The organism is Mesorhizobium sp. Pch-S (assembly GCF_004136315.1).
Taxonomy (GTDB): domain Bacteria; phylum Pseudomonadota; class Alphaproteobacteria; order Rhizobiales; family Rhizobiaceae; genus Mesorhizobium.
The window spans coordinates 6563484-6581518 of record NZ_CP029562.1 but is presented as its reverse complement, the minus strand read 5'-3'; the positions used below and the strand labels follow the sequence as shown (position 1 = coordinate 6581518).

21 protein-coding genes are annotated in these 18035 nt (G+C 58.4%); 11 read left to right on the top strand and 10 right to left on the bottom strand.

Translation table 11 applies throughout. The annotated features are described in order from the left end of the window. From C1M53_RS31265 to C1M53_RS31220, 10 genes are all read left to right on the top strand, one after another. Entirely contained in the window at positions 1-318 is a 318-nt protein-coding gene (locus tag C1M53_RS31265; protein ID WP_129415900.1) for a hypothetical protein, read from the top strand. Beyond that, positions 315-1130 (top strand): hypothetical protein, encoded by an 816-nt coding sequence (locus C1M53_RS31260; RefSeq protein ID WP_129415899.1) that lies wholly within the window; start codon positions 315-317, stop codon positions 1128-1130. Before C1M53_RS31265 ends, C1M53_RS31260 begins: the two co-directional genes overlap by 4 nt. 14 nt (positions 1131-1144) lie before the next feature. Further along, the gene (locus tag C1M53_RS31255; RefSeq protein WP_129415898.1) at positions 1145-1624 is read left to right on the top strand and encodes a hypothetical protein; all 480 of its coding nucleotides are present in this window, start codon (positions 1145-1147) and stop codon (positions 1622-1624) included. Continuing rightward, positions 1621-2085, top strand: coding sequence for a hypothetical protein (locus C1M53_RS31250; protein WP_129415897.1), 465 nt, complete (start codon positions 1621-1623; stop codon positions 2083-2085). The genes C1M53_RS31255 and C1M53_RS31250 overlap by 4 nt, the downstream gene beginning before the upstream one ends. A gap of 43 nt (positions 2086-2128) precedes the next feature. Then, on the top strand, positions 2129-2869 hold the full coding sequence (locus C1M53_RS31245; protein WP_129415896.1) for a hypothetical protein: 741 nt from the start codon (positions 2129-2131) through the stop codon (positions 2867-2869). A gap of 2 nt (positions 2870-2871) precedes the next feature. Next, complete coding sequence (locus C1M53_RS31240) at positions 2872-3063, top strand: hypothetical protein (RefSeq protein ID WP_129415895.1); 192 nt, start codon at positions 2872-2874, stop codon at positions 3061-3063. Positions 3064-3307: 244 nt separating this feature from the next. Next, the gene (locus C1M53_RS31235; protein WP_129415894.1) at positions 3308-3532 is read left to right on the top strand and encodes a hypothetical protein; all 225 of its coding nucleotides are present in this window, start codon (positions 3308-3310) and stop codon (positions 3530-3532) included. Between the two features lie 111 nt (positions 3533-3643). Then, on the top strand, positions 3644-4171 hold the full coding sequence (locus C1M53_RS31230; RefSeq protein ID WP_129415893.1) for a hypothetical protein: 528 nt from the start codon (positions 3644-3646) through the stop codon (positions 4169-4171). 46 nt (positions 4172-4217) lie between these two features. Continuing rightward, positions 4218-4580: a hypothetical protein gene (locus C1M53_RS31225; protein ID WP_129415892.1), complete on the top strand. Its 363-nt coding sequence runs from the start codon at positions 4218-4220 to the stop codon at positions 4578-4580. After that, positions 4580-5068, top strand: a complete 489-nt coding sequence (locus C1M53_RS31220) for a hypothetical protein (protein WP_129415891.1) — start codon at positions 4580-4582, stop codon at positions 5066-5068. The genes C1M53_RS31225 and C1M53_RS31220 overlap by 1 nt, the downstream gene beginning before the upstream one ends. A 296-nt stretch (positions 5069-5364) precedes the next feature. Here C1M53_RS31220 and C1M53_RS31845 read toward each other — a convergent pair whose 3' ends face one another. The 9 genes from C1M53_RS31845 to C1M53_RS31180 all read right to left on the bottom strand — a co-directional run bounded on the left by C1M53_RS31845 (position 5365) and on the right by C1M53_RS31180 (position 13014). Continuing rightward, a complete protein-coding gene (locus tag C1M53_RS31845) occupies positions 5365-5520 on the bottom strand; it encodes a hypothetical protein (protein ID WP_165358292.1) in 156 nt (51 codons plus the stop codon). Between the two features lie 55 nt (positions 5521-5575). Continuing rightward, positions 5576-5830 (bottom strand): hypothetical protein, encoded by a 255-nt coding sequence (locus C1M53_RS31215; protein ID WP_129415890.1) that lies wholly within the window; start codon positions 5828-5830, stop codon positions 5576-5578. Positions 5831-5896: 66 nt separating this feature from the next. Beyond that, complete coding sequence (locus C1M53_RS31210) at positions 5897-6337, bottom strand: hypothetical protein (protein WP_129415889.1); 441 nt, start codon at positions 6335-6337, stop codon at positions 5897-5899. A 121-nt stretch (positions 6338-6458) separates the two neighbouring features. Next, positions 6459-6749, bottom strand: coding sequence for a hypothetical protein (locus tag C1M53_RS31205; RefSeq protein WP_129415888.1), 291 nt, complete (start codon positions 6747-6749; stop codon positions 6459-6461). A gap of 335 nt (positions 6750-7084) precedes the next feature. After that, positions 7085-8128, bottom strand: coding sequence for an ABC transporter permease (locus C1M53_RS31200; RefSeq protein WP_129415887.1), 1044 nt, complete (start codon positions 8126-8128; stop codon positions 7085-7087). A 32-nt stretch (positions 8129-8160) separates the two neighbouring features. Next, a complete protein-coding gene (locus tag C1M53_RS31195) occupies positions 8161-9696 on the bottom strand; it encodes a sugar ABC transporter ATP-binding protein (protein WP_129415886.1) in 1536 nt (511 codons plus the stop codon). 92 nt (positions 9697-9788) lie between these two features. Continuing rightward, a complete protein-coding gene (locus C1M53_RS31190) occupies positions 9789-10721 on the bottom strand; it encodes a sugar ABC transporter substrate-binding protein (protein ID WP_129415885.1) in 933 nt (310 codons plus the stop codon). Positions 10722-11115: 394 nt separating this feature from the next. Next, a complete protein-coding gene (locus tag C1M53_RS31185) occupies positions 11116-12426 on the bottom strand; it encodes a M23 family metallopeptidase (protein WP_129415884.1) in 1311 nt (436 codons plus the stop codon). Positions 12427-12546: 120 nt separating this feature from the next. Further along, positions 12547-13014, bottom strand: coding sequence for a peroxiredoxin (locus tag C1M53_RS31180; RefSeq protein ID WP_129415883.1), 468 nt, complete (start codon positions 13012-13014; stop codon positions 12547-12549). A 296-nt stretch (positions 13015-13310) separates the two neighbouring features. Between C1M53_RS31180 and C1M53_RS31175 the strand changes: the two genes are divergently transcribed. Beyond that, on the top strand, positions 13311-16709 hold the full coding sequence (locus C1M53_RS31175; protein WP_129415882.1) for a DUF3971 domain-containing protein: 3399 nt from the start codon (positions 13311-13313) through the stop codon (positions 16707-16709). 11 nt (positions 16710-16720) lie between these two features. On the opposite strand, the gene tyrS is transcribed toward C1M53_RS31175, so the two are convergent. Beyond that, positions 16721-17971, bottom strand: coding sequence for a tyrosine--tRNA ligase (gene tyrS, locus C1M53_RS31170; RefSeq protein WP_129415881.1), 1251 nt, complete (start codon positions 17969-17971; stop codon positions 16721-16723). Positions 17972-18035: the final 64 nt, after the last annotated feature.

Here is an 18035-nt window from a genome sequence, read left to right as displayed (position 1 = left end):
ATGCAAAAACCGATCGCGACAAAAGGCGAAATCTGCCCCTTCCATCAAAAGGACGTTTCGAAGGTTTGTCACAGATGCCCGTTGTTCGTTCTCGTGCGGGGCACTGACAGCAATTCCGGTAAGGAAGTCGATGAATGGGGCTGTTCCTTCGCTTGGACGCCTGTCCTCATGATCGAGAACGCCAACCAATCGAGACAGACCGGGGCCGCCGTCGAGAGCTTCCGCAATGAGATGGTTAGGGCCAACGGCACAGGCCAGAAATTGATGGCTCTGCAATCGATGCGCAACATCGCGATGTTGCCTGGGAACGGCGAATGACCGTCTCAATCTTCTCGCCTGACTGGCGAAACGAGATCCTACGTGAACTTGCCGGCAAGGTCTCGACTTCCGCCACCGCTGGCAATGGGCAATGTACCTTGGCGCTTTCAGGTGGGAACCTCGTCCTGACGCCATTGGGTGGCAACTATTTGTATGTCAACGGGATGCTTTGCACAGTCCCTTCTGGCGGCGTTTCTCTTGCGGCTACGGGCCTAACCCCATCCACTCTCTACTACATATACGCCACTCAATCGGGCGGTGTTGTGAACGCTCTTGTCGCTTCCACAACAGGGCATGTGACCGGCTTGAATGGCGTTGAAGTGATGAGCGGTGATGCGACCAGAACTCTTGTAGGGATGGCGCGGCCTGTAACCGGTCCCGCCTGGGTGGATTCCCTTGGGCAGCGCTTCGTCCGGTCTTGGTTCAATCGCCCTAAGAGCAAGCGCGGTGCAGCGACCTATTCGGCGGACAGGTCTACAACCTCTGCAACCTTCGTAGAGCTGAACACCGAAATCAGAAACGAATTTCTGATCTGGGCAGACGAAGCCGTGACAACAATGTTCTCAGGGTGGGGACGAACATCGGGTGTTGGTAGCGGCATCTTGGTTATCGGCCTTGACGGAAGCTCTACGATAACGGGTCGCACAGGGACCGCACTGTCAACGAGCGCGCCGTTGAGCTGCTCAGGTATCCGCGATCTATCGGAGGGATACCACTACGCCAGCATATTTGCCGAAATCAGTGCAGGGGGGACCTTCACTGTATTTGGCACAGGCGATGCTGTCGGCGCTCTTTTCACAACAGTCCAGTAGAAGGAAATTGCCCTATGGTCGATATTCCGCTCAAGATTACGATAGGCATTCCGGCAGATAGCCTGCCATCCCCTGTTTCAGGGCCGATCAAGCGTATCGCTCACGCGCGGAATGCCGCCGATCCGTCAACGCAAAACACAGCATGGACGGCTGTTCCACAACTCAGCCTATCTCTTGCGGGCATCGGCGCGGCGAACAACGTTCGTTTTGACTTCAGTGGGGTATGCGGTCATTCCGCGTCTGGATTGGTGCAATTGGCCCTGTTTCGGGACGGCAACCTCCTCGATATCGGCGCATCGGCCTATCCGCAATCAAACGCTGATATCGTGCCTCTCTCCTGCACGTGGATAGACAGCACGCACGGAGGCGGGGACCATACCTATGCTGTTTTCTGGCGGGTTTGGTCGGGTACGGGCTATCTAGGCCGCAGGGGAGACAACCAGCATATTTTTGGGACACCCAGCCTCATAGTCGCATCTGAGTATGCACCATGAAGGTAGAGCTTTTCCAAAGTCGCCAACCCTGCGAACTCGTCAGCTTCCTAGATGCAGATTTCTATGGCGCCGGGACCGGGATCTTGCCTCCAGAAGTTCGCATAGGACATGTCTTTTTGCCGGGATGCGAGCGAGGCGACATTCTCGATATCGAGGCCATGTTCCAAGTGACGAACGATCTTGGGTACAATGTCGAGTTCACTTCGAAATTAGTTCTCACACAGAGCGCGACGGGGATTTCCGGTCAGCCCATTACCAACCCTCGTTATGGCCTTGGTGAAAACGTCACACCCGCGATGCACCACATGGTGCGGAACATGACAGACAGAGTGCTGATTGAAAAATCGGGTGACTATTATGTCGCCGCAATCGGATACGCCGGGTCCGATGGCGAAGGACCGAACGATAAAATCAAGCTGGATCGCGGCGGACACATGAGCGTCCTTCGCTTCCGCGAATAGCGAGCGCTCCGCTTCAAACCCTCTCCTCCTGAAAGGACAATCCATGGATCGTAGCAAGTTCTACGAGAGCCTTCGCGCGCGCAATTCTGGCGTGTTCGGAACTTCCCTTTCACAAACCCAGGTCAATGGGACGGAGGCGCTTCTAAATGAAGGCCAGTCCATCGGCTTGCCGCTTCGCCAACTCGCGTATGTTCTGGCAACTGCCTACCACGAGACGGCTCGCACCATGCTGCCAATCGAAGAGTATGGCAAAGGGAAGGGACGCCCATACGGCAAACCAGCCGGCCCATATGACAAGATCTATTTCGGGCGCGGGTTCGTGCAGCTCACATGGTTGGAGAACTACCAGCACGCTGGCGAGGTGCTTGGCATCAATCTGGTCAAGTTTCCTGAGAAGGCTCTGGATCTCGATATCGCTTCTGAAATCCTCTTTCGGGGGATGATGGAGGGATGGTTCACCCGCAAGAAGCTGTCCGACTACATCAGCGGCGATAAGGCCGACTATGTGAATGCGCGCCGGATCGTCAACGGCATGGACAAGGCCGAACTGATCGCGGGATACGCCAAGGCTTTCGAAACCGCACTGCGTGCCGCTGGCTACATCGGGCAGGCGCCGAAGACACTGCTAACGCCAGCAGAAAAGCCCGCTGAAACGGTCGTGGTCACTCCTGCTGCGCCTCAATCCCCTCCGCCCGAGCCAGCGCCACAGGCATCGACGCCTCCAGTTAAGCGCAGCCTTCTGCAAATCATCCTCGACATCATCTTTCGACGCAAAGGAGCGTAGTTATGGCTGCTGTCCTCATTCGTATCGGCCTCCGCTACGGCGCCGGCTATCTTATCGCGCGCGGCCTGTTGTCAGATGACGCAGGCAATACCCTGGCAACTGATCCCGATGTGCAGTTGGCCATTGGCGCGGCTCTCGGTGCCGCTGCTGAAGGTTGGTATTTCATCGCTCGCAAACTCGGGTGGGCGAAATGACCCGCGCTGCTTGGTTCTGTCCATCATGCCAGAAGCACCACGGACCACATGTGGATACGTGCCCTGGCAGTTCCGGAATCGCGCCACTCTACAATCCTCTCCCATATCCCGGTTGGCCTAACCGGATCGGAGCAGTGCCACACGATCCATGCTCGGAATGTAAGGGCGCCTGCGGCAACATCGCATGTCCAAAACGCGCCCAGATCATTTCTGGGCCGGCTTACAGCATCGGGACGGCGATGCAATGACCGCGCTTCTCCTTCAGTTTTGGCCCCAGATTGCCGCCACCATTGCAGCCATCTTCGTAGGCTGGAAACTTCGCCAATCTGGATACACCGCCGCCGTGAACGCACAGAAGGCAAAGGAGGCAGACGCCTATGCCAAGCATCTTCAGGATATCACTGACGCTAGCAATGCTCGCCCCACTGGCAGGGTGTCTGACGACCCCTACAACCGCGACAATCGATAAGGCTGTCTGTTCGATTTGGACGCCTGCGACCTATTCCGCGTCGAAGGATACGCCAGAGACCATAGACGGCAACCGCGCTCTGAATGCGCGTCGTGATGCGTACTGCCGGAAATGACTGATAACAGCGTTTCCCCGAGCGAAGTCGCGGCACTTACACAGCGCGTTACAGGCGTAGAGGCGGCAGTTGAATCCATCCGCAAGGATATTCACGGCCTCGTTTCGAAATTCGATGAGAAGTCCAAGACCCCTTGGGCCACGATCCTCGCCGGGGCAGGGCTCCTGTTCACGGTCATGACTTCGTTCGTCACGGTTGTGGGCGGCGTGGTTGCCTGGGGCTTGATGCAGCAGAACAGCAACATCGTTTCGAGCCTGAATGATTTCCGCGCGACCTACGAAAACAACCGCGTTGTGAACCGGCAGGATACCAACGCAGCCTTTGCCGACATCAAGGCGCAACAGGCACGCTCTGTTCCACGTGAAGAGCATCAGCAGATTTGGCTCTCGCAAGCCAACACCGACAAAGATCAACAGCGCCAGATAGACGAAGTAAAGAACCAGCTTTCAAGCCTCTACGGCGCGCGGGACTTCTTCAAGGACGTGCAGGAGCGGCTAGACCGACTCGAAAGACGACAACCCTGATTTGTGCTTATTCTCCCCATCGGAAACCGGCTGATGGGAGGAAACAATGCTGGACCGGGCTAAGGGCAACAAGATGTCTGAAGAGCAGAACGCAATTGTAGAGAAGGCGGCCAAGAGAATTGGCACAGCCGAAAAGCGCCTTCACCTGGCGCGCGGTGATTTCGCAGCATTCGAGGATCTTCTGAAGAAAGCCTATCAGGCCGGCATCATTCCTAATGGCACCGATGCCATGGTGATGATTTCGAAAATGGGGCGCCTCGCCGGCCAAATCGCGGCCATTGAGGAGGAAATCTATCCGCTTCACAAGCAAGCGACTGAATGGGCCAAGGCAGCCGAATGCGATGTCGGCGGTGAATACGCTGTTCTAGCGCCATTCGCTCCGATCGGGACAATGGACGGCGGTCGCTGATGCTTGAATGGTATCACTGGACGCTGATCACAATGGCGGTACTTGCCGCCGCCTGTGCTTGGCACCTACCGCGCGCCGTCTTCTGGATAGCACTCGGCGCGCTCTCCTATGTCACGTCGGCTTGGTGGCACAATGCTGGGCTTCCCTATGGGGCTGCATACGGCATGGCCACTAATCTGGCTATCTGCTTGGCCATCTATTCGCTCGCCCAGCAGCGTTGGGAATTGCGCACGTGGAACATGTTCCATGCCATGATCCTGCTCGATATCCTCTATCTGGCAGGCATCATCAAAACCCAGCTGCTTTTTGCCGTAAGTCTTGAGGTCGTCAATGCCGCAGCTCTTCTGCTCATCGCCGCTACCGGCATCATGGATAGGGCTGGCTATGCTCGGCTTCGTTCTGGCAGCTATCGGGGTCGCCGGCTTTTTGGTCTCGCTCGCGCTCTATTCTCGAAAAGAAACCACCCTCCGTTCTGGCAAGTCAAATGACGCCAGAATTGATAAGCGCAATGATGTTTAAAGCTGCCGGGTCGATAGCTGGTGCTGTTGTCGCCCTGGTGTTTGTCCCTCCTCGCACTATTCGCGGTTTCTTCCGCCGCACGACAGCAGCGCTTATTTGCGGTGCTGCATTCGCCCCCTATGTTCAGGACAAGGCAGGATTCTCAACAGACGGGGAAGGGCTCTTTGCAGCCGCCTGTCTCGCTGCCTTCGTCTCATGGTGGGTAGCCGGCGCTCTCAAGCGCGCGGCAGAGGCTTGGCAAGCTAGGCCGGCCAAGGAAGAATAATCACCTCACCCGCTTATACACGTCAGCCGGATTGAACGGCTTCACGTCGATTATCTCGGACAAGTCTTCCGGTATCGTCTGCTTCTGCCCGTTGATCTCGACGGTGATATAGCCGTCTATGACGCCAACGCCTGTTACTCGCGCTTGCAGCGTCACCACATCCCCTACGCCTATCTTGCGTGCTTTCCTCGCCATTTCGGCAGAGTAGCGCTCATTTGCGCCTATTCAAGATCGGGACTGTCTTTGTCTCGATATCGTAGCCGCCTGTCGTGGCTTGCTCGATAATTTTGCCGCCGTTGCAAAGTTCGATGGTGCACCAAGTCCGGGAGGCCAAGGACGCCTCAAAAGCAGCCTTGGCTACCTCGAAGTTGTTGGCCATTGCTAGTGTTTCGAACACTTTCCCGTGCGAATCGAGCATGTGGATCTGGTAGTTGAAGTCGTGGATTGCGTTCGTTCGTATGCCCATTTGCTCGCCTCAGTGTCCCCACCAAGGAAGTTTCACACCCCGGACGATAAGGGTTGCATGTTCCGGTTACGTTCGCAATGGGGTGGATTGGCAATCACACGCCTGCCTATCGCGGACGCTGACAATTTCGTCAGACAGATATTCAGCCGGGCCGATTTCCGTAGTGACCATCCTTTGAACATCAAATGACCCACGCCCATGGCATTTGGGGCACGCTGATGCGGTTCGATGGATAATCCAATCGCCTGTTCTCAAATCTTGGTGAACCGAGAACGACAGGTCCAAATCGTTCAGAATGCGCTCTTTCGTCGTGTAGGATGTCTCTGGCCTATGGCCGCCGTGCGCAAGCGCCATGGCGCGAAAAGCGCCTTCGTCAGAAGTGTCATGATCGCCTGTTGGTGGCCACGCTCGTTGCGCATCACTGCGGCTGACAATCTCTGAGGCGCCGTACTTAATACGAGCGAGTTTGTTGGCAAGAGCAAAACGGAAGATGGTATCTTCGGCCATTGTGCATTCTATCCCAGCGATAACAGGAAGTGAATCGCCTTCCACGCGACATACCCCACCAGATACACGACAGCCACGCCTACTATGAAGGCATATGGCCATTGCTGATGGCGGTAGGGGCTCATTTGGAAGGCAGCACATAAAGAAACTCTACCGGATTTCCGTTGCCCTGCGAGTGAGGAACGGCGCCATGCAGATATTCGTAGAATGAGTATTCCCCCATCCCTACGGTGTTCTTCACGCGATAGCCCGCCGCGCCATCTGAGCGGATAGCTTCTATCGCAGCGCGTGCCTGCTCTCGCGCCAGCACCCTCAACGAGTTCTGGCAATAATTCCAGGCATCGTCGCCTTGATCGTCACCACGGAAATGGATAGCCCGCGCAACTCGTTCAATCATCTCTTCGTCAGCCATCTTTCATCTCCTAGAACCAAGGCGTTACGAAGTGCTCTTTGGCACGCCGAACCTCAAAAGTGGAACGCACGCGGAACATGTCGCCTGAAACGTCCATCTGCGAAGTGCTCTTTTCCCGGAAAAGCTCACAGTTCAGGGTAGGGAGCATTGTTTACACCGAAGATGTCGGCGGTTCGAGCCCGTCATCGCCCACCAGATTCTTCAAAACGACGATCCGAATTTGACCTGCAGTCTGGCTGCCTGGATTCGAGGCAGCCGGGTTTATGCCTGGTGCAATGGAAAACGCCGCGCCGGGGGTGCGGCGCGGCGAGATGGCTGTCCTGGGAGGAGACGGCTCAGGCCTTCTTGCGTCGGTTCTGACGCTGTTGGTCGATGATCACGGCGGCGACGATGATCATGCCCTTGATGATTTCCTGGTAGTACGCACCAACCTTGAGGAAAGTGAATCCCGAGGTCAGCACGCCGAGGATGATGGTGCCGATCAGGGTTCCGGATATTCGTCCGACACCGCCGGAGAGGGACGTGCCCCCGATCACGGCTGCCGCAATTGCATCGAGTTCGTAGGCGACACCCATATTGGGTTGGCCGGAAGCCGCGCGCGCTGCCGTGACAACGCCGGCGAGGCCCGAGAGCAGGCCGGCAATGGCATAGACCTTGATAAGATGGTTGCCGATATTGATTCCCGACACGCGCGCTGCCTGTGGATTGGCGCCGATCGCGTAGGTGAATTTGCCGTAGCGTGTGTAGCCAAGCGCTACATGGAAGACCACCGCAACCAGCAGGAAGATGATAACCGGTAGCGGCAGCGGGAAGCCGAAGACATCGAAGCTTTTGCCGAACCAGGTAAATTCATCCGATAGCAAGGCTACCGGCTGGCCCTGCGTGTACCATTTTGCGAGACCGCGCGCCGACACCATCATGCCAAGCGTGGCGATGAAAGGCGGTATCTTGGTTTTCGCAATGATGAAGCCGTTCACCCAGCCAGCGAGCAGGCCGACGGCAAGGCCGACCAAAATGGCAAAGACCGGCGAGATATCGGTCAGCGATGGATAGACGGCGCGTGGGTTGACTGACGTCTGTGCCAGGCTGGCCGCGACCATGGCAACGAGACCGACAACCGAACCGGAAGACAGGTCGACACCACCGGTGATGATGACCTGCGTGACACCGACGGCAATGATGCCGATGACGGACACCTGCAGGATAATGATGGAGAGGCGCTGCTTGTTCATCAGGAAGCTGTCGCCGACCAGAATCCAACCCAGGATTTCAAACACCAGCGCGATCCCGATAAGCACGGCCAGGATCGAAACCTCCGGCGGCAGGCGCTTCTTGGCCCCTATCATGCGTGTGGGCCCCGCAAGATCATTCGTAGTCATGTTTGTCTCCACCAAAAGTGGGGCGGCAAATCTCAGTGAGATGCCAGCTCCATGATTTTCACTTGATTGGCTTCTTCGCGGTCCAGAAATCCGGTCACTCGACCTTCGTGAACCACCATGATGCGGTCGCTCATGCCGAGTACTTCCGGCATTTCGGATGAGATCATGATGACTGCGACGCCTTCGCCCGCCAGTTTGGAAATCAGGCGATGGATTTCCGCCTTGGCGCCGACATCGATGCCCCGCGTCGGTTCGTCGAGAATCAGGATCTTAGGCTTGGTCAGCAACCAGCGTCCGATCAAAACCTTCTGCTGGTTGCCGCCGGACAGATTGTTGATCGGTTCCGACATGTCGGGTGTCTTGACGCGCAAGGCGTTGCTGATGTCGATCGAATCCTTGGCAAGCCGCTTTTGCTCGACGAAGCCATTCTTGACATAGCCCGACTGCAGCACGGCGATCTGGGTGTTTTCCTGAATGTCGAGCAGGAGGAAGCAGCCGGTGTCCTTGCGGTCTTCCGTTAGGAAAGCCATGCCGTGACGCATTGCGGTGGCAGGGGTGTCGACGCGTGTCGTCTTACCGAACAGCTCGATCGTACCTGAATCGGCTGGTGTCACGCCGAAGATCGTCTCGGCGATGTTGGAGCGCCCCGAGCCGACAAGCCCGGCAATGCCCAGAATTTCACCAGAACGGACGTTGAAGGTGACATCCTTGAAGATGCCGTTCAGCGCGAGGTCCTTCACGGAAAGCACTACCTCTCCGATTGGTACCGTCTCCTTCGGGAACATCTGGGTGATCTCGCGCCCGACCATCATGCGGATGATGTCGTCGCGGGTCACTTCGGTCGATTTTCTTGTCGCGATGTATTTGCCGTCGCGGAACACCGAGAATTCGTCGGCGATCTCGAACAGTTCATTCATCTTGTGCGTGATGTAGATGATGCCTTTGCCCTGTTCGCGCAGGCTGCGGATGATCTTGAACAGGTGCTCGACCTCGCGCTCGGTCAAGGCTGACGTCGGTTCGTCCATGATCAACACGTCGGATTCGTAGGACACCGCCTTGGCGATTTCGACCATCTGTCGATTGGCAACGCTGAGTGTGCCGACCTGGGCATCCGGATCGAGGTCGATGTTGAGGCGCTTGAACAGCGCAACGGTTTGGGCATGCATCCTGGCATGGTCGACGAAACCGAAACGGTTGGTCGGTTCACGCCGGATCCAGATGTTTTCGGCCACCGTCATCGGCGCCATCAGGTTGAGTTCCTGATGGATCATGGCGATGCCTCTTTCGAGGGCGTCGAGCGGGCTTTTGAGGCGAATATCTTTGTCGTGAAAGCGGAACGAACCGGAGTCGGGAGTGTAGATGCCGGCGATGATCTTCATCAGCGTCGACTTGCCGGCGCCATTTTCGCCCATCAAGGCGTGAACGCTGCCGCGGCGCAGGCGGAATTGTACATTGTCGAGGGCAAGAACTCCTGGAAATTCCTTACGCACACCCTCAACCTCGAGGATGTAATCGTCGATGGGAACGATGCCGGTGTCGTGCGTCGTGGTTGCCACAGGGCTCTGCATGCCGATCAGTCCTCCCAGACCCGGTTCAGATGCATGGTTGATGAAATCGATGGGAGAGACGCGCCGCGCATGCGGCGCGCTCGCGGCCCCGGTCAGTTCTTCGAGATGTACTGATCCATGTTGGTTGGGGTCACCAGTTCGAACGGCACCCATACCGGGGACTGTACAGCTTCACCCTTGGCGAGCTTCATTGCGGTGTCGACAGCGCCACCGCCCTGAGCTGCCGCATTCTGGAACACTGTCACATCAAGATCCCCGGCCTTCATGTAGGCGAGCGCTTCCTGTGTGGCGTCGACACCGCCGACGATCACTGTTTTCATATCCCAGCCGGCAGCCTTCATCGCGTTGATGGCGCCGATGGCCATGTTGTCATTGTTGGAGATGACGGCATCCGGCTTGTGACCCGCGGCGATCCAGTTGGTCATCAGATCCTGAGCCTTGACCGGATCCCAGCCGGCGGTCTGTTCGTCGATGATCTTGATGAATGAGCAGTCCGGAGTAGCAATCACGTCATGCACGTCCTTGGTGCGCATGACCGCCGCCTGGTTGGCAAGGTCGCCCTGCATTACCAGGATGCCGGCTTCCGTCTTGCCGGCTTCCTTGAGCTGGCGGCAGACTTCCTTGGTCTCCAACGTGCCGGAATCGACTTCGTTGGAGCCAACGAACGCGCCCTTGCCCAGCTTGTCCATGTCGATCGGCTGACGATTGACATAGACGATCGGGATTCCAGCGTCGTTGGCGAGTTTGGTCATGCTCGCAGTGGCCGAGGTGTCGACGGGATTGACGATGACCGCGTCTACCTTCGCGGCGATGAAGTTCTGCACCTGGCTGAGTTGCTTGTTGACATCGTCGTCGGCGATTTCGATCTGGACCGGCTGTTTTGCATCGGATGCCGCTTTTTCGATGCCTTTCCGAAGCACCGTCAAAAATGTGTCCGAATTCGCCATCGACACGCCGATGTCGCCAGCGAAGGCAGTACCAGTCATAAGCGCTGTGACGATTGCGCTCAGCAAAAGCTTCTTCATTTCAGTTCTCCTCCACGATGGTGTCCGGTCGCACCTGACAATCCGGATTCCTGCTCCCAAACATTCGGCCCCATTGTTCCCCTGGGCCTGGGGCCGGCATGACGTTCCCCTTGATGGACCTCCAGAACATCAATTGGAATGATTGAAGCGTATTAACTCTTTATGGAATATTTATTCCATTTTATGCCGCACTCGTCAATATCGAATTTTTGCGGCTTCTGGCTTGCTCTGTGGGCTTGGGGAAATGAAAGGCCGAGCCGCAGGCTCAGGGCATCTCGCCTGGGTCTGCTCGGGAAGCGATCAGCTTTGCACGGTTATCCGGCGCTGTGGCCTTGCTCTTGGAGAATCCCGAAACGGGAGAATTGAGGACAGCGTTCGCGCCATCCGATGATACCTACAGGTACTTCTCGACCTTCTTGCCGATCCTCAGGAAGCGCAGCGGATCGATGGCGTCGCCATCGTGCCGGACCTCATAGTGCAGATGTGGACCGGTCGAGCGGCCCGACGAGCCGGTCTGGCCGACGACATCGCCGGCTTTGACGGCCTGGCCGATGGCGACATCGACGCGGCTGAGATGGGCGTAACGGGTTGTGTAGCCTTGACCATGATCGACTTCGACCATGCGACCGTAGCCGCCGTTCCAGCCTGCTTTGGTAATTATGCCGGCTGCCGTGGCGCGGGCAGGGGAGCCGAGCGGAATGCGGAAATCCATGCCTGAATGCAGCGCCGCGGTACCCAGCAAGGGATCCGTACGTACGCCGAACGGGCTGGTCACGGCACGCCCCGGAGCCGGATTGGCGAGCGGCAACCGCCTCGCTTCCTTGCGCAGATGATCGAGCTGGTCGAGGGCTTCGTCCAGTTCCTTGACCTTGGTGTCAAACAATGTCGCGCGATCAATCGGCACAAGCGGGCCACCGACATCGGTTTCATCCTTGCCAAAATCAGCGTCAACAGGCAGTCCGGCCGCTTGCAGCGCATCCTTGATGGCATCGGCATTCTGATAGGTTGTATCGGCAAGTCTGGTTATACGTTGCAACTGCTCCGTTTCGATCGCCTGCAGCGATTGATTGATCGCCCCAAACAGCTTGTCGGCGCGGTCAGCCGAAGACGCGCCTACGGGCAGGTCGGCACGAGTTGACCAGCGTGAAAATGCCGGCGCCTCGGAACTGCCGCCAATGCTGGCCAGCGCGGCAAGCTCCGGCATCACCTTGTCGCCGACGATCGCTGCGTGGTCTTCAGGCTTGGTTCGATCGGCCGGCACGGTGGGCGTTGGATTTTGCAGTTCCGGGCTGATCCCTTCGAGAGTTTCTGCGCGTTCGAGGATGGGGCCAAGCCGGCCATGACGCTGGCTGAGCTGGGTCTGACGCGCCAGCAGTTCACCGACCTTGGTCTCCATCAATTGCTGATCGAGCAATTGCCGGCTGGTGATCCGGTCCACCTGCGCCCGCAGCGCGGAGATGCGGTCCTCATAGGCCTGCTGCATGCGGGCTTGGCGAGCGGTCGTCGCGCCGATGAGGTCGTCGCGGAAAACGAGATAGGATGTGGCCAGCAAGTACCCGACGACCACGGCTGCAACGATCGAACCCAGACATGCAATCATCCAGGGACGCACCGTGAAGTGCCGGATTTCATCGCCTCGGGCGATGATGACCGTATGCGGCTCCTTGCGCCTGCCGAACACCGCCGACTGACCGTTTGCGTTCACAGAACCAGGCTTTCGTTTGCTACCCCAACAATGCCCATTAGGCACTTGTTATGGTTAACAAAGCCTTGCCCCACGCGGTCCGTGCAGCTCTAAGGTGCGTAAATCCGAGCCGATGTCCGGCTACAGGGCTCTAACCGCGTCAAGAACCGATTCGGCATGGCCCTTGACCCGTACCTTGCGCCAGATGCGGGCGATATGGCCGTCGCGCCCGATCAGGAAAGTGGCACGTTCCACTCCCATATAGGTACGTCCATACATCTTCTTTTCCACCCACAGGTGGTAGGCTTCGATTACCTTGCGCTCTTCGTCGGAGGCGAGAGCGATATCCAAGGCATGCTTGGCCTTGAATTTGTCGTGCTTCCTGACGCTGTCGGGCGAGAGCCCGATCACCACGGCGCCGGCTTTCTCGAAATCGGATTTGAGTTGCGAGAAGCTTATTGCCTCGTTGGTGCAGCTTGGCGTGTCGTCCTCCGGATAGAAATAGAGAACCACTGGCTTGCCGACAAAGGAAGAGAGTTTAAGGCTGCTGCCGCCGTCGGCTGGGAGAGTGAAATCGGGTGCAACATCACCCACGTCAAGATCAGCCATAACCACGCCTTTGTTTGAGCCTAAGCGCCGAGCCAATGATGCCGCTGAGGGTTTGGCCTCGGCTGGCATCGTGCGTGATCCTCAATAAATCGGCGCGCGGTGGAAGGCAAAGCACGATTCCGCTTTTGCCGTTCCCGCTTTGGATTGGCTCGCTATAGAGCAATTCCAGCAAAAGTGCGCCGCGGGAGTTGCGTAAAATAAAGAGTTGGAGCGTTTCCGCGTTTCCGCTCAGGGCGGAAACACTCTAGTGTCGGCGTGGAATCGTCGGCCAATGAGGGCTGAAGACGGAAGACTAGGTGAATCAGGAACTCCCGAGGCACGAGAAGATCCGGTTCAGGCGCGATGAGATTGCAGATCTCCGCACCCTGCCTTCGGCCAATGCCGTACCACCGCTTGGGCGCGCCAGATTTCGCCGCGGTGCCCGCCTTCTGACGCGTGTTCTCTTCGGCATCGGCATGCTGATCATGCTGGCGGTCGGTGGAATTTATGCCATCGGCGCCAGTGGCATAGGCTCGGAGCGGCTGCGACAGGCCGCCGAGCAAGCCATCGAGGGAATGGCCGGCGTTGATGTCCGCGTTGCAATGGGGCCAGCCAGCATCACGCTCGACAAAGCGAGTTTCCTGGCCCTGCAAGTTCGCGATGTGAAGCTGACCGCCGGCGATGGCAAGCCGATGGTGGAAGCCGGCCTGATACGATTTGGTGTGCGCATGCTGCCGCTCTTGTCGGGCGAGGTACAGCTTACCAGCGCAAGGATTTCCGATGCGAGCCTGTTCGCCGAAGCGATGCCCTCGCAGGGGAGCAGTGACTGGGCGGCTTCTCTGCGCAACGCCGATGGGCTTATTGACCCGGACAGGATCGTCGATGCGGTCTTTGGGGCAGTCCATCAGTCGCTTGATGCGATCCGGCTGGATTCGATCCGTTCAATCGATCTCGAAAATGTTGCGGTGGTCCTTTCTTCTACCGGTGATGTGCGGCTTGTGACGGTTGCGGACGCGACGGTTTCGCAATCCGGTCCCGCCGCCGTGCGATTTTCTTCCAAGCTCGACATCGATGGTCGAAAGCTGGCAGTGGAAGCTTCTGCGGGGCGCGATCCTGCCGCGCGCAAGGTAACGGCTCTCAAGGCCGACATTACGGCGGAGCCGATCGAAGCCGACATCAAGGCAGCCGGGCAGGCCGGTGGCAATGTCGGAGCGGTAACGTTGCATCTGGAGGGAACGGAGGGTGAGGGTGACGCGCAGCCGCGGCTCAGCCTCTCCGGGTCACTGGCTGGTGCAGTGCTGGATCTTGGTGCACGTGGAATGTTGCCGGTCGACGCGAAGCTGAAAGCGACGCTGCTACGGGGTGCCAACAAGATCGGTATCGACGGCCTTGACCTGCAGGTTGGCCGGTCGGACTTCGATATCGAAGGGTCGCTTGGGCCTAAACCGACGCAGGGCGTAGCCGGCGATGAACCGTCCTATCGTTTCGACCTCGTCAGCAACAAGGCGATGCTGGCGCCAATCGATTCGTCGGAACCTGCACTTGACTTCGTCGGACGCATTGCTGGCGACTACCAGACTGTGAGCCGCAAGCTTGTCGTGCCAACCATCGCAGTCCGATCGGGGGCATCGGGTGAGGTGCTGGGCAATGCAGCTGTGGAGTTCGTGGCCGGCAAGGCGCCGGGTGTCTCGATGGCTCTGAACGTTCACGACATGCCGGTCTCGCATGTCAAGCAGCTCTGGCCCTGGTTCTCTGCGCGTGGGGCCCGCGAATGGGTGCTGGAGAACCTGTTCGGTGGCAAGGTCGTGGAAGGCAGCTTGCAGTATCAGGTGGCGCCCGGACGGGCAGGAAACGGCGTCCCGCTTGACCGCAACGAAGTGTTCGGCCGCTTTCAGCTCGAAGGATCACGCTTCGACACTGCTGGCCAGATTCCACCTATCCGCGATGCCAATGGCGTGGTCGAATTCCACGGCAACGATGTCGACATCTCGCTGTCCAGCGGTACGGTCTACATGCCGAGCGGTCGACTGGTGGCTGCAAGCAACGGTACGCTCAGTGTCAAGAATGCCAACATCCCGCCGGTCATCGGCGCGTTGAACATCGATGTCGCGGGCGATGCCGACGCTATCGTCGAATTGGCCTCCTACGAACCTATTAACGCCATGCGGCACGTCGGGTTGAAGCCGGACGAACTGTCCGGAACCGTCACCGGCAACGTCAAGGCGGATATCCCGCTGCAGAAAGGTATCGATACGTCAAAACTCGGCTGGCTGGTGTCGCTGGATTACCAGGATCTCGCCATCTCCAAACCGATCGACGACCAGATGGTAACCGGCGCAGACGGCAGTATCATCGTCGATCCCAGGAGCGCGACGGTCAAGGCTCAGGCCTTGCTCAACGACATTCCCGCCGACGTCACGCTGGTCGAACCGCTTGAAGCAGACGGGCCGCCACGCTCTCGTCAGGTGACGCTTACGGTTGACGATAAAATCCGGCAGGCTCTGATGCCGGGCCTCTCTGCCATGCTTTCCGGAACGATGAAGATCGCGCTCGACAAGAGCGACAACGCCAATCAGAACGTCGTCGCAGACCTGACCAGTGCCAAGCTGAGTATTCCCTGGGCGGGATGGAGCAAGGGCCCCGGAGTGCCGGCAACAGTTTCCTTCACCATGGAGAAGGCCGGATCGACCACGCGGCTCACCAATTTCGATCTCGATGGCAAGACGTTTGAGGCTCGCGGTGCGGTCGAGCTGTCCAATGGAGATCTGGTTTCCGCGAATTTGTCCCATGTGCAGCTCAACCGTGGCGATGACGTTGCCGTCTCCATCAAGCGCTCCGGCAAGGGCTATGCCGTCAAGGTGAACGGCGACGCACTCGATGCTCGCGCACTGGTCAAGCAATTCACCTCGGACACCGACAGCGCCACGAAGGGCACAGGCGGTGACGCGATCTCCGTAACTGCCGACGTGAAGGCGCTGACTGGCTTCAATGATGAAGTCGTGTCGAACTTCACGCTCGACTACAGCGGCGCGGGATCGAAGGTGAACGGGCTTACGGTGAAGGCACAGGCCCGCTCCGGCGCGTCCATCGACGTTTCGAACAACACCGTTGGCGGCCGGCATACGCTGGACATGAAGTCGGCGGATGCGGGCGCGGTGCTGCGTTTCCTCGACATCTACAAGCACATGGAAGGCGGCGCGATCGCCGTAGCGCTGGCCGGCGCGGCGGATGGGCCCATGCGCGGCACTGTGGATGCCCGCAACTTCCAGATCGTCAACGAGCCAAAGCTGGCGTCGATCGTCTCGACGACGCCAACCGGCGACAAGCGGTCGCTCAACCAGGCGGTGAAGGCCGATATCGATACCTCGCGCGTTCAGTTCGAGCGAGGCTATGCCGAGATCGTCAAAGGAACCGGTTCTCTCAAGGTGGCCAATGGTGTGCTGCGTGGCCCGCTGATCGGGACCACCTTCCAGGGTACGCTCTACGACCAGAACGACAACATGGACATGACCGGCACTTTCATGCCGGCCTATGGCATCAACCGCATCTTCGGCGAGTTGCCTCTGGTCGGCGCGCTGCTGGGCAATGGACGCGACCGCGGTCTGATCGGCGTGACTTACCGGTTGAGGGGCAGTGCCAAAAAGCCCGACCTGCAGATCAACCCGCTGTCAGTCATCGCGCCCGGCATTTTCCGCTCGATCTTCGAGTTCCGATAAGACCGCTCGATTTAGACCGGCCGCACCAGAATGTGTTTTTTCTTGCCGAGCGAAAGCTTTACGACCTTTTCCGGACTCAGATCCTGAACTGTGACAGAGCGCCGTTCGTCGGTCATCGCCTCGTCGTTCAGCCGCACCGCGCCGCCCTGGACATGGCGGCGTGCTTCACCATTGGAAGCGGCCAGCCCGGCCCGCACCAGCAGGGCAAGAAGACCGATGCCGGTCTCCAGCTCGGCGCCAGGTACCTCGATCGACGGCAGATTGTCGGCCAGCGCGCCTTCCTCGAAAGTCTTGCGCGCGGTCTCGGCAGCCTCCTGTGCGGCAGCGCGTCCGTGCACGATTGCCGTCACTTCCGTGGCGAGGATCTTCTTGGCTTCGTTGAGCTCGGAACCGCCCAGGGCTTCCAGTTTGGCAATCTCGTCGAGCGGCAGGCGCGTGAAGATTTTCAGGAAGCGACCGACATCGGCATCTTCCGTGTTTCGGAAATACTGCCAGAAATCATAGGGGCTGAAGAGATCACCGTTCAGCCAGACCGCCCCCGAAGCAGACTTGCCCATCTTCTCACCGGAGGATTTTGTGAGCAGTGGCGTGGTCAGTGCGTAGAGCTGCGGGCCGCCCATGCGATGGCTCAGATCGACGCCGTTGATGATGTTGCCCCATTGATCGGAGCCGCCCATCTGCAGCACCGTGCCGTGGCGCCGGCTTAGCTCGGTGAAGTCGTAGCCCTGCATGATCATGTAGTTGAATTCGAGGAACGACAGCGACTGCTCGCGGTCCAGCCTGAGCTTCACGCTGTCGAACGACAGCATGCGGTTGACCGAGAAGTGGCGGCCGACGTCACGCAGGAATTCGACATAGTTCAGCTTCAGCAGCCAGTCGGCATTATTGACCATGATGGCAGGATTCGAGCCGTCATAGCGCAGGATGTTGCCGTAGACTTTCTTGATGCTCTCGATATTGCTCTTGATCTGCTCGACCGTCAGCAGCTTGCGCTGCTCGTCCCGAAAGGAAGGGTCGCCCACCATCGAGGTGCCGCCACCCATCAGCGTGATCGCCTTGTGGCCGGTTTCCTGCAACCAGTAGAGCATGGTGACAGTGATCAGATTGCCGATGTGGATCGACGTAGCCGTCGCATCATAGCCGACATAGCCGCAGATCGGGCCCTTCGTGGCCAATGCGTCGAGCCCTTCCGGGTCGGAGATCTGGTGGATGAAGCCACGTTCGTCGAGAACGCGCAGAAAGTCGGACTTGAAGGCGGGCATGACTGGATTCCGGAAAACAACGAGAAAGCAGCGCAGCCCTTGGCGTGCGCTGCTCCGGGCCTTT